The organism is Limnohabitans sp. DM1 (genome assembly GCF_001269385.1).
In the GTDB taxonomy this organism is placed as follows: domain Bacteria; phylum Pseudomonadota; class Gammaproteobacteria; order Burkholderiales; family Burkholderiaceae_C; genus Limnohabitans_A.
Map to the genome: position 1 here is coordinate 1 of NZ_CXOO01000028.1, position 15,213 is coordinate 15,213.

A 15,213-nucleotide genomic window follows, 5' to 3' on the forward strand; every position below is an offset into this window, starting at 1 on the left:
GGCCAGACAGCATCAGAATGAAGGCTTCAAACAGCAAGGTGAAGCCATTAAGTCGCCCGGCAAAATCAGGCTCGACCAACCGCACCGAACCGTTGGGAAGTTTCACGCGAGGCGTGCGAACTTGCAGATGGCACTCGTGTTGAAAGAAGTTCAGGTGCCGATACGTCTTGGCCACCGTGTCGTGCACACCATGCAGCCCATCGTGACCCGAGACTGCAAAGCGACTGCCGACTTTGAAGTCAATCAATATCGTCAAGGTCTTGGCACCTTCGTCGAACTCAACCGAGGCAACGCACCACGGGTCAGTGATGCCCAGGGCAGATTCAAACAGCTTGGCAGTCATCAATTCACGCTCAAAAGTTGATCAATATGGCAGAAGCTTACCCACTCAAATTTCAAGAGAACCCAAAATGCCTTGCAAACTCATCATGGTTACCCGGCACATAAATCACGCGGCATCCCTTGCGCGCACGGCGCAACAGTTTTTGCAGCACATCGTTGTGGCTTTGCGGCCAGAACCAGCGACGACGCAACTGCCAACCGTCCACGATGTCACCCACCAGATACAACATGTCGCTGGGGTGGTGTTTCAAAAAATCCAGCAGCGCTTCAGCCTGAAAACCTGGCGTTCCAATGTGCAGGTCTGAAATGAAAATAGCGCGCAGCTGCATTCGATCTGCGTGTACATCATCGTCTTCGGCAGGATCACCCGCATGACTGGGCAAGGGCTTGTCATCTGCAAGGTGACCGTGGCCGAGTACCGCGTGCGGCGCCTCAAAGAACATTGTTTTTTGCAAATCGGCGTGCGACATGCTCACACCGCTGACTTGAAATGCTTGCGGTAGCGGGCAGGCAAATCGGCTGTGCGCATCAACATGGGCAAATCGGCGGTGTTGAAGTCCGGGTCCCAGGCGGGTGCGCCCAGCACCTTGGCGCCCAGTCGCAAATAGCCTTTGATGAGTGCCGGAGGCTCGATGTCGAGATGCGCATTCAACTCTTCAACTGGCAAAGGCAGGCGCGGGCGCACATGGTCCTGAATCGGGGCCAGATGGGTTTCACGCAACTGGCGCCAGATGCTGGCTGCCGCATCGCCACTGACCACCCCGTTGTGCAGCATGGGAATGCTGGCGCAACCGATCATGACGTCCAGCTGGTTGCGCTCCATGAATTCAAACAGCGCGCCCCACAAAGCCATGATCACGCCGCCCTGGCGGTGCTCGGCATGCACGCAGCTGCGCCCCAGCTCCACCGTGCGGTTGCGCATGTCGCGCAGACGGGTCAGGTCAAACTCGGTGTCACTGTAGGTGCTGCCTGCACGTTTGGCTTGCGCAGGCGTCAGCACGCGGTAGGTGCCCACCACCATGCCCGTCGCGGTGTCACGCACCAGCAGGTGTTCACAATAATCATCAAACAGGTCGATGTCGTGCCCTGGCAGATGGCTGGACAAGCGCGCCCCCATCTCGGTGCCAAAAATATCAAACCTCAGTCGTTGCGCCTCGCGTACTTCGTCTTGATGTTTTGCCCAAGTGACTTCAATAGCGCTTTTGGCGCGACGAGGCAGGAAATCAACAGCACTGTTGGGCTGCGCCGGATGAAGTGACCCCCTGGGCAAGCTGACCGGGGACAGTGCGAACGTGGGATTGGGTAACTCTCTCATGTCGTCTACTCCTAATGATCTTGCTTTCCATCATTAAAGGAGGCGATGACATCAAAAAGTCATTCGCGTGAAATTTTCATGACGACCACGCTTGCACGGGCTCAGGCGCACAGGCCATACATTTACAACTCGATCACCACATTGCCCAGCGTCTGCCCCGCCTCGACCAGGCGGTGGGCCTCAGCCACCTGATCGAGCGTGCAGCGCGCACCGATGGTGTGAATCAATGACTGCGCCTGCAACAGGCCAGTCAGCCGCGCCAAGGCTGCGGCGCGGTCTGCGGGCCTCAGGTCATAGACCAAAAAGAACTGGACGGCCATCGACTGAAACAGCCATGGCCGAAATGGCAAGGACACATCCAGCGCATTGGAGCCATAGCAAACGACTTGACCGTGTGGCGCCAAAGCCCCTTGGGCAGCCCATGCGGCTGTGGTCGAAAAATCCATGTCAATGATCACCGAAGCGCCCCGGCCTTGCGTCAGCGCCTTGACCCGGTCGGGCACCGATTCGCTCTTGTAATAAATGGCCTCCTGCATGCCAGCGGCTTGCGCATGCTGGGCCTTGGCTGGCGAGCCAACCGTGCCCAGCACATGACCACCGGCTTGCGTCACCATTTGCGTGATGTAGTGCCCCACCGCCGAAGATGCGCCGGTGACCAGCACCGTCTGGCCGCGCAAATCGCCCGCCAGCCGCTCGGCCAGCGTCACCGCCTGCACCGCTGTCAGCCCGGGAATGCCCATGCAGGCGCCCGCCGCAAAATCTGTGCCTTCTGGCAACACCACGGCCTGCTCTTGGGGCAAGGCCATGTACTCGGCACATGTGCCCAGTGGACGCTGCCATTGGCCGTTCCAAAGCCAGACCCGCTCGCCTACGCGTGAAGCTGGCACGCCAGAGCCCACCGCCTCGATCATGCCCGCGCCGTCGCTGTGCGGCACGATCAAAGGATCGGTCAAGGCCCTGGCGCGGCGCGATTTGACATCCGAAGGGTTCACGCCGGAGGTGACCAGCCGGACCAGCACTTCTCCTGCTGCGGGCTGGGGTGTGGGCAGTTCACCCACAACCATCACGTCTTGGGCTTCTCCGTTGTGTGTGTACCAGGCTGCTTTCATGAGCTGTTTCCTTTCAGATTCAAATGGGGGATGGGGGTGCCATGCAGTTCGCCCTTCAGGCGCAGGAAGACCGGTTCCTCGCAAGCCCAAGGAGACACGCCACGTCAGAATCCCACAAGATCGTAGTTTCCCAAATGATTCACGCCTGTCGTCTGCGCATCTCGCTGCCGCCCCCACAGAAGAAGAGCCTGAACTGCAGCAAAACGATCCAGGCGATCACAGTCTCAAAGCATCATGCTCAGTTGAAACACCGAGTTGGGCGCCTTGGGCATGATGGGCGGAGGCAATGGCTTGAGCCTGAATTGGCCAAGCATGGCCGTGACTTTGGCGCCACTGGGCATGATGGGCACCGCCACATCGGCCAGCGTTTGGGCCTGAAGCAAACTTCGCAATTGGTCTTGTATGGCCACCTCAAGCCCCTTCATGGGGTGATCGACTTCGGGGTAGAGGGTGTCAAAGCTGTGCACTTCTTCAAAATGCTTGACCACATCCCACAGCAAGATGTCTTCGGGGTTGCCACGAATTTGGTAACCGCCACCCGGCCCACGGTGTGCACGGATCAAACCGGCCTCACGCAAGTCTTTGAGGATGGATTCCGTGTAAGAGGACGACAGGCTCAAGCCTGAGGCAATGTCTTCCGTGGTCACCGGGCTGACAGACGCGCGAGCCGTGATGAAAACTGCAATATCGACCGCTTTGGCTGTTTTCTTCAGGATCATGAGGCGCTCCAATGTTGAGTTGATATTGTATTGTTTAAAGTTAAATAATCGACTCACAATCTATAAATTTTTTCATTAACGATGTTTTAACTTAGAATTGCGGCTCAAAATCTATACAAATAATGAACACAAGCTCGTCATCCAGCCCTTCGCTCTACCGCATTGGAGCGGTCTCCAAGCTCAGCGGCATTCCCGTGCCCACCCTGCGAATCTGGCAATCGCGCTACCAAGCGTTTTCGCCCCACACCACGCATGGGCAACACAGGCTCTACAACGAAGACGATTTGCGCAAAGCCGTATTGCTCAAAGCCCTCAGCAGCCAAGGGCACGGCATCAGCCTGATTGCGGGCTTGTCCACGGCGCAACTTCAGCAATTGCAGCAAACAGGCCAGGGCCTAGCGGCAACACAAGTCCCCCCAACTGCACTGGCAGCCCCCCTCAGCAGCACATGGGCGGTCATCGGACTGCCCCTGGCGCAACGCTTGCAGTCTGCACAGTTCAATGCCATTTGGCAGGGCCAGGCCCTGCCCATTCAAAAGGTGTGGTCCCACCTTGACGAAGCCAGTGCTGACCGCCTCAGCCCGGCACCAGATGTGCTGCTGGTGTCGCTCAATGGTTTGAATGAGCACCAAGCTCAACAGATTCAGACTTTGGCGCAATGGCATGGGCCGCGGCAAACCTTGGTGTTGTACAACTTTGGACAGCTCAAGGCCGTGACCAGCTTGCGCGATGCGGGTTACCTCGTGCACCAAGACCCCCTGAACGACATGGCCCTGGCAGACATCTTGCTGCGCACCCGACCTGCGCTGCAGCCCCCCGCCTGGACGGTGCAAAACCACCACATTCCCCCCCGCCAATTTTCTGACACGGTGTTGCAACGGGTGGCCAACAACCCCAATCAGGTGCTTTGCGAGTGCCCCCGACATCTGGCTGAACTTCTGGGCCAGATTGCCCGATTCGAAGACTACAGCCGTGCCTGCCTGAACCTGAGCGCCAAAGACGCCGAACTGCACACCCAACTCAACACCATGGCCGCCACTGCCCGCAACCTGTTTGAAAAAGCGCTGCTCATGGTGGCCACGCACGAAGGCATTTCGCTGCAAGAAGACGTTTGATCTGGCCCAAACCATCCCAGCAGCCCATGAAACGCCACGTCGCAGCCACGCTTGTAGGGGTCCTCGGCCTCCTGATCATGGACAGCCACATCGACTGGGTTCACCAAGACCGCTCAAGCTTGCTGCAAGTCAGCGGCCGATTGTTTGACGCCCGGGGCTGGCTGTCAGAGCGCTGGCGACAGATGCGCCAAGATTGCCGCTCCGTGCAAACCCAAGCCATCACCAGCGCCACGGCTGAGGCTGTTTTGCAAGCTATTCAAGCACACAGCCTGCCCGACTCCCTGCAAGCCGAGCTCTTTCAAGTGCAAACGCAAGGCGACTGGGCCATGGCCGAAGTGGCGTTCAAAACGCTGAACCCCAGCATCGTGGTGCTGCGCCAGCTCAACGGGGCTTGGCTCATCCTGGACAGCGCCGTCTGGAGTGGCTCTGCCGCCCCCTGGCATGCCGCCGACTTTGTGCGCCGCTACCTGCGCCAGCAAGCGCCCGAATTGCCTGAACCGCTGCTGGCTTGCTTTGAGATTGACCTCAAGCGTTACGGCCAAGGCCCTGCCAGGTTGGGCCCCGTTTCAGCCCTCGGGTTGCGGCCATGACGTACCGCGTCGTCTGGTTCAAACGCGACCTGCGGCTGCATGACCATGCGGCGCTCGCGCACGCTGCAGCGCAAGGGCCGGTGCTGTGCCTGTACATCGTCGAGCCCGATCTGTGGGCGCAGCCCGATGCGGCTTTGCAGCACTTTGAATTTGTCCGTGAATCTTTGTGTGAACTGCACGAAGAACTGCAAGCGCTGGGCGGCAGCTTGCAGGTGCGCGTGGGCCCTGCGGTGCAGGTGCTGGCGGCTCTGCATGCGCAAGCGCCGTTTGCCGAACTGGTGGCGCACCAAGAAACCGGCAACGCGTTCACGTACGAGCGGGATCTGCAAGTGGGCGCGTGGTGCCGCAGTGCAGGCGTGGGCTGGACCGAGTTGCCTCAGTTTGGCGTGGTGCGACGCCTCAAAAGCCGCAACACCTGGCAGGCCCACTGGGAAGCACACATGGCCGCGCCGCAAGCGGTCTTGCCAGAGTTGTACTTTTTTCACGCGCCTGAAAATTTTGGCCCCGAAGTGATGACACCGCCACCCGGTCTGCAGCACAACCCCGCCCAGCGCCAGCGCGGTGGGCGCAGCTGGGGTCTGGAGACCTTGCACAGCTTTTTGGATGCGCGGGCGCTGGGTTACCGAGGCGGCATTTCATCGCCGCTGACTTCGCCCACAGCCTGTTCGCGCATTTCCGCCTACTTGGCTTGGGGCTGCATCAGCCTGCGCGAAGTGGTGCAAAGCACCCGCGCTGCGCTCGATGCCCTGCCGCCGCAAGCGGGCAGGCACCGGGCGGGCCTGATCGGTTTCATCAGCCGCTTGTATTGGCATTGCCACTTCATCCAAAAGCTCGAAAGCGAGCCCGAGATCGAGTGGCGCAACATGCACCGGGGTTATGACGGCCTGCGCGAAGACGGCTGGAGCGATGCGCACTTTGCGGCCCTGACGTCTGCACGCACCGGCTGGCCCATGGTGGACGCTTGCGTGGTCATGCTGCATGAAACCGGTTGGCTGAACTTTCGCATGCGGGCCATGCTGGTGTCGGTGGCGGCTTATCCGCTGTGGCTGGACTGGCGGCCCGTGGGCCATTGGCTGGCCACGCAGTTTCTGGACTACGAACCCGGTATCCACTGGAGCCAGCTGCAAATGCAGTCGGGCACCACCGGCATCAACACCACGCGGGTGTACAACCCCATCAAACAAGCGCAAGACCACGACCCCAAAGGCATCTTTGTGCGCCGCTGGCTGCCCCACATGCGCCGCATGCCCGACACCTGGTTGTTCGAGCCTTGGCTCATGCCCCCTGAAGTGCAGCGCCACTGCGGCCTGACGGTGGGCAGCGGGCCTAACGCCGACATTCCCCTGCCCGTGGTGGATTTGGCCGAAGCCACGCGCAGCTCCAAAGCCGCGCTGCACGCCCGGCGGGCCGAACCCGGTGTGAAAGCTGGCAAAAAAGCCATCGTCGAGAAACACGCTTCGCGCAAACATGGCAGCGGCGCGCAACGTGACGTGTTCACCCGCGACTCGGATACACCCAAGACCAGCCGCCGAAAGTCGGGCAAGTCCTCTTCAACCAACACCCCACCCAGCAACCAGCTGGGCTTTGATTTTTAAATGATGCGCACCACGCTTTTCTGGTTTCGAAACGACTTGCGCTTGCACGACCAACGTGCACTCCAGCAAGCCGTTGAGCACGCTCAGGCCCATGGCCAAGGCCTGCTGCTGGTTTATGTGCACGAACCCGTGCAAGACGCGCCCACCGCCTGGGGCTTTCGCCGTACGGGCGAGCACCGCAGGCGCTTTGTGGCCGACACGCTGCAAGACTTGCAAACTTCATTGAAAGCTTTGGGGCAGCGCCTGGTCTTGCTGCACGGGCCTGTGGCCGATGTACTGCCCGCCTGCGCTCGCCTGGTGCGAGCTGACACCGTGTTTTGCGAAGACATCGCCGCGCCCGAAGAACAAGCGCAGGTGCAAGCCCTGATCCATGCGGGCCTCACGGTCAAAACCTTGTGGCAGTCCAGCCTGATCGAACCCGACGCCCTGCCCTTTGCGGCCGAAGACATGCCGCAGGTCTTCACCGAGTTTCGCCAACGCATCGAATCGGCGGGGCTACAGCCCTTGGCACCGCTGCCTGCACTGACCCAACTGAATGCGCCTCCGAGTGACAACATGACCGCCTTGCCCGGCTGGACCGAAGACGCCTTCACGCTGCTGCAAGCCCACACCGAGGGCGACGCGCACCCACGCTCGAATTTCACCTATACACAAGCCGCATGCCGGGGCGGCGAAGCCAGCGCATTGGCCCATCTGCACAGCTACCTCACGCCCCCTTGGCCCGATCGCTACAAACAAACCCGCAACGCCTTGCAAGGCCAGCACACCAGCAGCCACTGGTCGCCCTGGCTGGCCACAGGCGCGGTGTCAGCCCGCCGCATCTGGGCCGAGCTGCAGGCCTACGAGCAAACGCATGGCAGCAACGACGGCACGTATTGGCTCTGGTTTGAACTGTTGTGGCGCGACAACTTCCGCTTGCTGCACCGGCAACACGGCCCGCAACTCTATGCGGCACGCGGCTTGTCGAACCTGCCCCAACCCTCACACTTTCCCAAGGACTTTCAGCGCTGGTGCAACGGCCAAACCGGCGAGCCCATCGTGGACGCGGGCATGCGCGAGCTGGCGGCCACGGGCTTCACCTCTAACCGCATGCGCCAAATCGTGGCCAGCTTTCTGGTGCACGACCTGTCATGCGACTGGCGTGCGGGCGCGGCCTGGTTCGAATCACAGCTGGTGGACTTTGACGTGTGCAGCAACCAAGGCAACTGGTTGTATGTGAGCGGCCGAGGCACCGACCCGCGTGTGGGCAGGCGCTTCAACCCCGCCAAACAAACCCAGGACCACGACGCGCAAGGGCGCTATCGGCAGGTCTGGCTGGCCTGATAATCCTGTGCATGCATGCCATTCAACCCTGGGCTTTCACACTGCGCCTGCTGGGCTGCCTGATCGTCACCGTGGGCCGGCGCGCCTTGGCATTGCGGCGCAATTGATATCTGCGCGCCTGAAAAGCCTTCTTCCACATCCTTCCTGTTGCACCATGCCTCAAAACGCCACCGCCTTGTGGAGCGGCATCTTCTTTTCTTTGGCCGCCGGCATGATGTGGGGTCTGGTGTTTGTCGGCCCTCTGATGCTGCCCGAATACCCCGCGGCACTGCACACCTTTGGCCGGTACCTGGCTTTTGGACTGATTGCGCTGCCACTGGCCTTTGTGGACCGCGCCGACATCCGCCAACTCACACGCAGCGACTGGCTGGCCGCGCTGAAATTGGCGGCGATTGGCAACGTGCTCTATTACCTGTTTCTGGCCAGCGCCATCCAGCGTGCGGGCGGTGCCCTGCCCACCATGATCATCGGCACGCTGCCGGTGGTGATTGCCGTTTCGGCCAACTTGCTCAACCACCAGCGCGACGGGCGCTTTCCGTGGCGCCAACTCGCGCCGCCACTGGCGCTCATTTTGCTGGGCATCGCCTGCGTCAACCATGTGGAGTGGACAGCCCTGGTGCAAAACCCGGCGGCCGACACCACGCGCTACATCACCGGGGCCGCGCTGGCGGTGGGCGCAGTGGTTTGCTGGACCTGGTACCCACTCAAAAACGCCGACTGGCTGCGCAGCCACCCCGCGAGCAAGCCCCGCGTGTGGGCCACCGCACAAGGCTTGACCACCCTGCCGCTGGCCCTGCTGGGTTATGCCGCATTCTGGGGGTGGACCAGCACCACACACGACCCCTTGCCGATGCCGCTGGGGCCACGCCCCCACGAATTCATCGGCCTCATGGTGGCGATTGGCCTGTTTGCTTCGTGGTTGGGCACCCTGTGCTGGAACGCCGCCAGCCAACGCCTGCCCACCGCGCTGGCGGGCCAGCTCATCGTGTTTGAAACCCTGGCCGCGCTGGCTTATGCATTTTTGCTGCGGGGTCAGTGGCCTGAACCCTTGACGCTGACAGGCATTGCGTTGCTGGTCCTGGGTGTCGTAGGGGGCGTGCGGGTCAAACCTGTGCGTTGACACGCTCAACCTGCTGATCTTCCGAATTCAGACCCTGCTCCAATACGGCATTTGCGGTCCCCGTTTGCCGTGAACCGCCCAACCCCGTCCGCTGTCATGGAAACCGAACTCAAACTCTCCCTCACCTTGCAAGACCTACCGCACCTGCTGTCACACCCTTTGATGGCTCAAGGTGGCACTGAGCAACGGCTGCTCAACACCTACTTCGACACACCAGATTTGAAACTGCAAGAGCGCCGCATGGCCGTGCGTGAGCGTTTGGCGGGCACGCAATGGCTGCTGACGGTGAAAACAGCAGGGCAAAGCGAAAACGGCCTGTCACGCAGGCAAGAGTGGGAAGGCCCCACCAGCCCGGGTGCCTTGCAGTTCGACACACTGGTGGATGACGTCGCCTTGGCCGCCGAGCTGATGGCGCTGCGCCCTTCATTGAAGGCCCTGTTTTGCACCGACTTTGAACGCCAGCGCTGGGTCATCACGCATGATGACGCGCGCATCGAAGTCGCCCTCGATCAAGGCCGCATCCATGTGCCCGGCACTGCCCTGAGCGAGCCCCTGCTGGAGCTGGAACTGGAACTGCTGAGTGGCCCCGAATCCGCTTTGATGGCGCTGGCCAAAGTGCTGCGCCAGACACCGCAAGGCCCCGTGACACTTGCACCCAGCGACACTAGCAAGGCACAAAGGGGGATGGCGCTTTGGCAGCGTGCCTAATCGGCCAGCGCCGCAGGCGCTGGCACCTCATAACCCGCCAACTGCGCCCAAGCCCGGTACACCCAAAACGCTTCCTCATGGATGAGTCCATGGCGCAACGCCTCGGGGCTGAAGCCGGTGATGCGGCGGGTCTCCCGGATGAAATGGCTTTGGTCTGAAAACCCGTTGTCCAGTGCTATTTGAGCCCAGTCTAGGCGCTCTTCGAGCATGGCCTCCATCACTGCAAAAAATACAGCTTCACCCCTGACAGAGCCTTGCAATTTGCGCAAAGACCAGCCCGTCCACTGCTTGATGCGGCGCTCGGACTGTCGCAAACTTCGCCCCCAGCCGGTGGCGGCGGCCCGCAAGGCCAGGGCCTGCATCCAAGGCGCAAAGCTCTGTCCCGACTCAATGGGCTGTTCGCCATGTTCAGGTAGCGCCAGCAGACGCTGCTGCCAGATGGGCGACAGCTCATCGAAAAACCGCTGCACGCCCTGGTGGACATCGCTCGCCTCGAACAAACGCCTGCACACCGCCAACAAGGCCGCAGGCAATACGCTGTGCGCATCCACGATCTGATTGCCAAAGGTCTGCGGCGGCACCCCGGTCATGGCCCAAAGGGCATCCGGGTAAAAAAAGAGCATCACGCCTTCGGCCTCAGGGCCATAAACAGCACTGCGGGGCGAACTGTGCGGCCCCATCACCGACATGCGTGGCGCGGGCTGACGTTCAGAGAAGGGATCGCTGCCCGCACCTGCCGCCAGAACGTCGCAGCTGCCCTGAAGCAGATAACTGATGGTGCACACGGGGCCAGCAGGGTAATGCCCCCAGCGCTGCAATTCCGTCAATTCCATGCCCACGGTACTGCGCCACATCACCGCACGCACGCAAGCCCTCAGCCCCCAAGGCGGCAACCAAGTACGGACAGGCGAAAACCGTTGTGAAGCATGAACTGACGACATACCCAAAGTATAGGTAAGCGGTCAACTATCAAAAACATATAACCTTAAAGTGTCGATTCGGTTCAAGACACCCCACGCGCACGCCGCGCAAAATTGCGCCATGAAGACACAAACCCAAGCCTCGCACACATTACCCCCCGGCCCGTCTGCCCCCCTGTGGGGACTGAACCACCTGCGCACCATGAAAGCCGACTACCTGGGCTTTGTGGCCGACTTGCAGCGCCAACAACCGGACATTGCTCATGTGCAGGTTCTGAACGAACACATCACCCACGTCTTTCACCCTGAATGGGTGCGTCAAGTGCTGGTGGACCAAGCCGATGCGCTGATCCGCTGGGAACGCGCCACCGATGTCTTCAGCGTGTCCATGGGACAAAGTGTGCTGGTGACCGAAGGCGTGCAATGGCAGCGCCAGCGCCGCATGTTGCAGCCGGGATTCAGTCCTAAGCGCGTGGCAGGTTACGCCGCCTTGATGACGTCCGCTGCGCAAGATGCACTGGGCGACCTGGCCCGACGCCCAGCAGAACAAAGCGTGGACATGGATGCGCTCATGACCACCATGACGCTGGACGTGATTTTGCGGGCGCTGTTCGGCGCACACCAGGTCACCGATGCCCGGCCCATCTCGGAAGCCATCCAGACTCTGAGCCATTCGGGCATCCAAGAGATGTTCAAGCGGTTTTCATGGCCGCTTTGGATGCCCCTGCCTTCGGTGCGCAAAGTGCGCCACGCCAAACAAACGCTGGACCGGATGATCCAGCAGCACATTCAGGCCAGCCCTTCAGCCAAGCAACACGATGGCGAAGACCTGCTGACCATGCTGCGGCAAGCGCGCGACCCAGAGCACCCCGATCAAGGCCTGAGTGCACAAGAGTTGCACGACCAGACCATGGTGATGTTTCAGGCCGGACATGAAACCACAGCCACGGCCATGACCTGGTGGTGCGGGCTGATCGCTCGTCACCCCGAAGTGGCAGAGCGCATCCACGCCGAAGTCGATGCGGTGCTGCAAGGCGAGCCCCCAACGCCTGCCTCCTTGCAGCAACTGCCATGGCTGCAAGCCAGCCTCAAAGAAGCCATGCGCCTTTACCCGCCCGCAGCCATCCTGTTCACTCGCCGGGCATGCAGGGCTTTGACGGTCGGGCCATGGACCTTGCCCAAAGGCCACCTGATGGCCTTCACACCGTATGTCATTCAACGCGATCCACGCTGGTTCGAATCACCCGATGCATTCAAGCCAGAACGCTTTTTGCCCGACGCACCCCCCATGCCTCGCGGTACGTGGATGCCCTTTGGCACCGGCGCCAGGGTCTGCATTGCCCAGCACTTTGCCATGCTCGAAATGGGCCTGATCGGGGCCATGCTGATGCAGCGTTTCAACTTGGTGTGGCCTGAAGGCGCAGCCTGGCCAAAGGGTGATCTGGCCGTGACCTTGAGACCCGCGCAACCCATCCGGTTAAGGCTTCATGCACGCGAATAAATCCATGGACTTGAAAGCTGAACTGTCCCAGCACAGTGGATAAAAATCCCTGATGTTCACGCGGGTTTAACCACCGTGAGCAAAGTCTGACCATTGGCCACCAGTTTTTCACCCACTGCATCCACAGCAAACAAATCGCAGCTGGTGAACACCTGAGCTTTTCCCGGTTTGACAACCCGTGCCCGGGCGATGAACTTCTGACCGATGGCGGGGCGCAAGCAATTAACCGAAAAGTTGGCGGCCAGCAAATTCGGCCCTGCAATGGTGCCCGCTGCGAAACCACATGCGGTATCGATCAGAGTGCCGATCAAACCCGCATGCAAGAAGCCTGAATACTGCCCGACCTCTGGGCGCCAGGGCATCTGAATTTCCACAAAGCCGGGTTCAGCAACCGTCACTTCGATGCCACACCACCGATTGAATTCGGCCATGGCATTGATTTTTTTCAGCATCTCAAGTGGACTCATTGCTTTCTCCTGGCTTGGGTTTTGAACCACCCGATGTGGTCCATCAGTTTTTTGCGAAGTGCTTGTTGCTCGGTCAGGATTTGGTCAATCTCGACCACGCGCGCCAAGATCGCGTCGATCATGTCTTGCGCCGACAATTTGCCCGTTTTGAAGCGTGGCAAATACTCGGCGATGAAGGGCAGTGAAAACCCCATCTCCCGCGACATGGCAATGAAGATGACGTGCTTGACGGTTTTTTCGTCGTAATCGCGGTAGCCGTTGGACAAGCGCTGGCTCGCAATAAGGCCTGCTGCTTCGTATCGCCGCAAGCGGTGCACCGACACTTGCGTTTTGGCCGAGAGTTCTGAAATGCGCATGAATTCAGTCTAGCAACGCTCGCACAGCGCCAAGGTTTTCAGAGATGACGCATGAGCGACAACACCTGAAATCTGAAAGCACGTCAGTTTGGAGCGGCCTGCATCAACAGCCAAGGCCACCATAAGCTCAGCATCTTCAAGCCGACAAGCGCCTCAACCCACCAAGACCGGCACATGCCAATACGGCGAAAAGCCCTCGCGCACATTACACGTCACATGCGCATTGTCCAACGCCTCGTCATAGGCCAGAGGCTTGTCCACCGGCCACATGATGGCTGGCGGACAAGCGCCGACTCTAGGGTTCAGACAATGCCTACCTCATTGAACGAGAGCCCGGCAAACCCGGCCAAGGCAGAGCCCCGGAATTTCACCCCTTCCAGACAAACGGAAACTTGAACTGCTTGATGAACCCATTGGGCACATAGTCGCCCAGCACACCATAGTGCTCGGGCCACATCTTGTCGCTGCGCACGGCCGTGCCAAACATATGATCCAGAAAGGCGTAATGCGCCGCATAGTTGCGGTCCAGCGCCTCCTGGTCCTGGCTGTGGTGCCAATGGTGGAAGTTGGGCGACACCACCACATAGCGCAACGGCCCCAGACGCACGCTCACATTGGCATGGTTGAACACCGCCTGAAAACCCACCACCACGATGTAAGCGTCAATCACCTCTTTGGAAAATCCAAGCGTGTAGATCGGGGCCAAAACCAAGGTGCGGGTGATCAGGATTTCCAGCAAGTGCTGACGCGAACCGGCCAGCCAGTCCATGTGCTTGGCACTGTGATGCACCGCATGAAGCCGCCACAGCCAGGGCACTTCGTGATAGGCCCTGTGCGTCCAGTACTGCACCAAATCGGCAGCCAGAATGATCAAAGGCAGCGCGACAGCAAACGGTAAGGCGGCCACCCAGCCACGCACACCATCCACCGATGCCCAGCCAAACAAGCGATGCACCAGCAAATTGGTGACCAGCAGCATGAAGCCGATCAGCAAGTGATTCACTCCAAAATGCACCAGATCGGTTTGCCACTCAGGCCGGAACACGGGCTGTGATTTGCGCAAAGCAAACAACTTTTCAATGAAGATGAAAATCAGCGCCGACCCGAGCAAATCCAGAATCATCCAGTCCAGACCGATATAAGGCGTACCGTCAGCAAAGTCATTGACGGGCACCTTGTGCCCACCCGCCAAGGCCGTGATCAGCACCAAGCCAAAGGCTGTAGCCGAGAGCCAGCGCTGGCGGTTGAACAGCATGTTCACCAGACTCAAACCACCGGCCACCACCATGGCGATGAGCATGAGCTGGCGGATCAGTGCCACGTCATAGCTGCGCCGCAACTGTGGTGTGGTGAAGTATTCGGGAAAATGAAATGCCAGGCTACCCAATGAACACAAGATGCCCAGCACCAAAGCCAGCACGCCTGTCACCATGCCTTTTCCTGTCTCCAACTCACCATCGGCGTTCCATAATTTTTTCCATCGTTGCCACATATTCAAAATTCGGCTCTGATGAATTTCAAGTGGGTTGCCCAGCATGAGGATTGATAGCGTGGAAGTCGAGTCTCCCGGCGATCAAGAAGATGACAGTCTTGATCGTTGTGATTCGCGTAAACCCACGCGCACGACGCTTGGATGCCTGGAACAAACCGTTGATGGCTTCGAGGAATCCGTTGGTCTGGCGTGTCTGCGCCCAGGCCACGATGCCTTCCATATGAGCGCGGATCATCTTGGCAACGTCCTTCATCGGTTCGACCTTGGAGCGCATCACGCATGTGCACCAGTGATCCAGCATGGTTCGCACAACGTTGATCTGCTTTCGATCAAGGATCTCACGCAACTGCTCTTTGTAGGACCACGCCCTGGCCGTGCGTTTGACGGTCATCTTGGCCATCAACGCATCCAGTTCAGCTGCCGCCTCCGGTTTGAGCTTGGCTGTGTCTTTGAGCAAAGTCCAGCGCATGCCCTTGAGAGACTTGTCGGTCTTCTGCTCGATCCGGCGCATCTTGTCCACTGCAGTGCTTGCGTGACCGAT

15 protein-coding genes and 2 pseudogenes are annotated in these 15,213 nt (G+C 59.9%); 7 read left to right on the top strand and 10 right to left on the bottom strand.

What is annotated here, in order from left to right; translation table 11 throughout:
* The 5 genes and pseudogenes from AMM33_RS11755 to AMM33_RS11775 all read right to left on the bottom strand — a co-directional run.
* Window positions 1-343, bottom strand: a pseudogene (locus tag AMM33_RS11755) (ISL3 family transposase); the annotation flags it as partial.
* A 64-nt stretch (window positions 344-407) separates the two neighbouring features.
* Window positions 408-671: pseudogene (locus AMM33_RS11760) on the bottom strand (UDP-2,3-diacylglucosamine diphosphatase); the annotation flags it as partial.
* A gap of 143 nt (window positions 672-814) precedes the next feature.
* Entirely contained in the window at window positions 815-1,657 is an 843-nt protein-coding gene (locus AMM33_RS11765; protein ID WP_090141530.1) for a GNAT family N-acetyltransferase, read from the bottom strand.
* 122 nt (window positions 1,658-1,779) lie between these two features.
* Window positions 1,780-2,766 (bottom strand): NADPH:quinone reductase, encoded by a 987-nt coding sequence (locus AMM33_RS11770; protein WP_090141531.1) that lies wholly within the window; start codon window positions 2,764-2,766, stop codon window positions 1,780-1,782.
* Between the two features lie 224 nt (window positions 2,767-2,990).
* Complete coding sequence (locus AMM33_RS11775; protein ID WP_090141541.1) at window positions 2,991-3,485, bottom strand: RrF2 family transcriptional regulator; 495 nt, start codon at window positions 3,483-3,485, stop codon at window positions 2,991-2,993.
* Window positions 3,486-3,607: 122 nt separating this feature from the next.
* On the opposite strand from AMM33_RS11775, the gene AMM33_RS11780 reads away from it, so the two are divergent.
* From AMM33_RS11780 to AMM33_RS11805, 6 genes are all read left to right on the top strand, one after another.
* Complete coding sequence (locus AMM33_RS11780; RefSeq protein WP_090141532.1) at window positions 3,608-4,600, top strand: MerR family transcriptional regulator; 993 nt, start codon at window positions 3,608-3,610, stop codon at window positions 4,598-4,600.
* Between the two features lie 26 nt (window positions 4,601-4,626).
* A complete protein-coding gene (locus AMM33_RS11785; RefSeq protein ID WP_090141533.1) occupies window positions 4,627-5,190 on the top strand; it encodes a hypothetical protein in 564 nt (187 codons plus the stop codon).
* Window positions 5,187-6,785, top strand: coding sequence for a cryptochrome/deoxyribodipyrimidine photo-lyase family protein (locus AMM33_RS11790; RefSeq protein WP_090141534.1), 1,599 nt, complete (start codon window positions 5,187-5,189; stop codon window positions 6,783-6,785). Before AMM33_RS11785 ends, AMM33_RS11790 begins: the two co-directional genes overlap by 4 nt.
* Window positions 6,786-6,788: 3 nt before the next feature.
* The gene (locus AMM33_RS11795) at window positions 6,789-8,108 is read left to right on the top strand and encodes a DASH family cryptochrome (protein ID WP_090141542.1); all 1,320 of its coding nucleotides are present in this window, start codon (window positions 6,789-6,791) and stop codon (window positions 8,106-8,108) included.
* Window positions 8,109-8,262: 154 nt separating this feature from the next.
* The gene (locus AMM33_RS11800; protein ID WP_369802436.1) at window positions 8,263-9,228 is read left to right on the top strand and encodes a DMT family transporter; all 966 of its coding nucleotides are present in this window, start codon (window positions 8,263-8,265) and stop codon (window positions 9,226-9,228) included.
* A gap of 96 nt (window positions 9,229-9,324) precedes the next feature.
* Complete coding sequence (locus AMM33_RS11805) at window positions 9,325-9,936, top strand: CYTH domain-containing protein (RefSeq protein ID WP_090141535.1); 612 nt, start codon at window positions 9,325-9,327, stop codon at window positions 9,934-9,936.
* Here the strand turns inward: AMM33_RS11805 and AMM33_RS11810 are convergent.
* A complete protein-coding gene (locus AMM33_RS11810; protein ID WP_090141536.1) occupies window positions 9,933-10,877 on the bottom strand; it encodes a helix-turn-helix domain-containing protein in 945 nt (314 codons plus the stop codon). The two genes, AMM33_RS11805 and AMM33_RS11810, sit on opposite strands and share 4 nt — an antisense overlap.
* 100 nt (window positions 10,878-10,977) lie before the next feature.
* On the opposite strand from AMM33_RS11810, the gene AMM33_RS11815 reads away from it, so the two are divergent.
* Complete coding sequence (locus tag AMM33_RS11815; RefSeq protein WP_090141537.1) at window positions 10,978-12,357, top strand: cytochrome P450; 1,380 nt, start codon at window positions 10,978-10,980, stop codon at window positions 12,355-12,357.
* Between the two features lie 56 nt (window positions 12,358-12,413).
* On the opposite strand, the gene AMM33_RS11820 is transcribed toward AMM33_RS11815, so the two are convergent.
* From AMM33_RS11820 to AMM33_RS11835, 4 genes are all read right to left on the bottom strand, one after another.
* The gene (locus AMM33_RS11820) at window positions 12,414-12,824 is read right to left on the bottom strand and encodes a PaaI family thioesterase (protein WP_090141538.1); all 411 of its coding nucleotides are present in this window, start codon (window positions 12,822-12,824) and stop codon (window positions 12,414-12,416) included.
* Entirely contained in the window at window positions 12,821-13,180 is a 360-nt protein-coding gene (locus tag AMM33_RS11825; protein WP_090141539.1) for a MerR family transcriptional regulator, read from the bottom strand. The genes AMM33_RS11820 and AMM33_RS11825 overlap by 4 nt, the downstream gene beginning before the upstream one ends.
* 367 nt (window positions 13,181-13,547) lie before the next feature.
* Window positions 13,548-14,672: a sterol desaturase family protein gene (locus tag AMM33_RS11830; RefSeq protein WP_090141540.1), complete on the bottom strand. Its 1,125-nt coding sequence runs from the start codon at window positions 14,670-14,672 to the stop codon at window positions 13,548-13,550.
* Window positions 14,673-14,697: 25 nt separating this feature from the next.
* The coding region (locus AMM33_RS11835; RefSeq protein ID WP_194945417.1) for a transposase at window positions 14,698-15,213 on the bottom strand (516 nt) is incomplete at its 5' end.

Coding starts and splice junctions, on each gene's coding strand:
- AMM33_RS11790 (WP_090141534.1), top strand. CDS start 5,187: ATGACGTACCGCGTCGTCTGGTTCAAACGCGACCTGCGGCTGCATGAC.
- AMM33_RS11785 (WP_090141533.1), top strand. CDS start 4,627: ATGAAACGCCACGTCGCAGCCACGCTTGTAGGGGTCCTCGGCCTCCTG.
- AMM33_RS11770 (WP_090141531.1), bottom strand. CDS start 2,766: ATGAAAGCAGCCTGGTACACACACAACGGAGAAGCCCAAGACGTGATG.
- AMM33_RS11810 (WP_090141536.1), bottom strand. CDS start 10,877: ATGTCGTCAGTTCATGCTTCACAACGGTTTTCGCCTGTCCGTACTTGG.
- AMM33_RS11820 (WP_090141538.1), bottom strand. CDS start 12,824: ATGAGTCCACTTGAGATGCTGAAAAAAATCAATGCCATGGCCGAATTC.
- AMM33_RS11830 (WP_090141540.1), bottom strand. CDS start 14,672: ATGTGGCAACGATGGAAAAAATTATGGAACGCCGATGGTGAGTTGGAG.
- AMM33_RS11815 (WP_090141537.1), top strand. CDS start 10,978: ATGAAGACACAAACCCAAGCCTCGCACACATTACCCCCCGGCCCGTCT.
- AMM33_RS11825 (WP_090141539.1), bottom strand. CDS start 13,180: ATGCGCATTTCAGAACTCTCGGCCAAAACGCAAGTGTCGGTGCACCGC.
- AMM33_RS11795 (WP_090141542.1), top strand. CDS start 6,789: ATGCGCACCACGCTTTTCTGGTTTCGAAACGACTTGCGCTTGCACGAC.
- AMM33_RS11800 (WP_369802436.1), top strand. CDS start 8,263: ATGCCTCAAAACGCCACCGCCTTGTGGAGCGGCATCTTCTTTTCTTTG.
- AMM33_RS11780 (WP_090141532.1), top strand. CDS start 3,608: ATGAACACAAGCTCGTCATCCAGCCCTTCGCTCTACCGCATTGGAGCG.
- AMM33_RS11805 (WP_090141535.1), top strand. CDS start 9,325: ATGGAAACCGAACTCAAACTCTCCCTCACCTTGCAAGACCTACCGCAC.
- AMM33_RS11765 (WP_090141530.1), bottom strand. CDS start 1,657: ATGAGAGAGTTACCCAATCCCACGTTCGCACTGTCCCCGGTCAGCTTG.
- AMM33_RS11775 (WP_090141541.1), bottom strand. CDS start 3,485: ATGATCCTGAAGAAAACAGCCAAAGCGGTCGATATTGCAGTTTTCATC.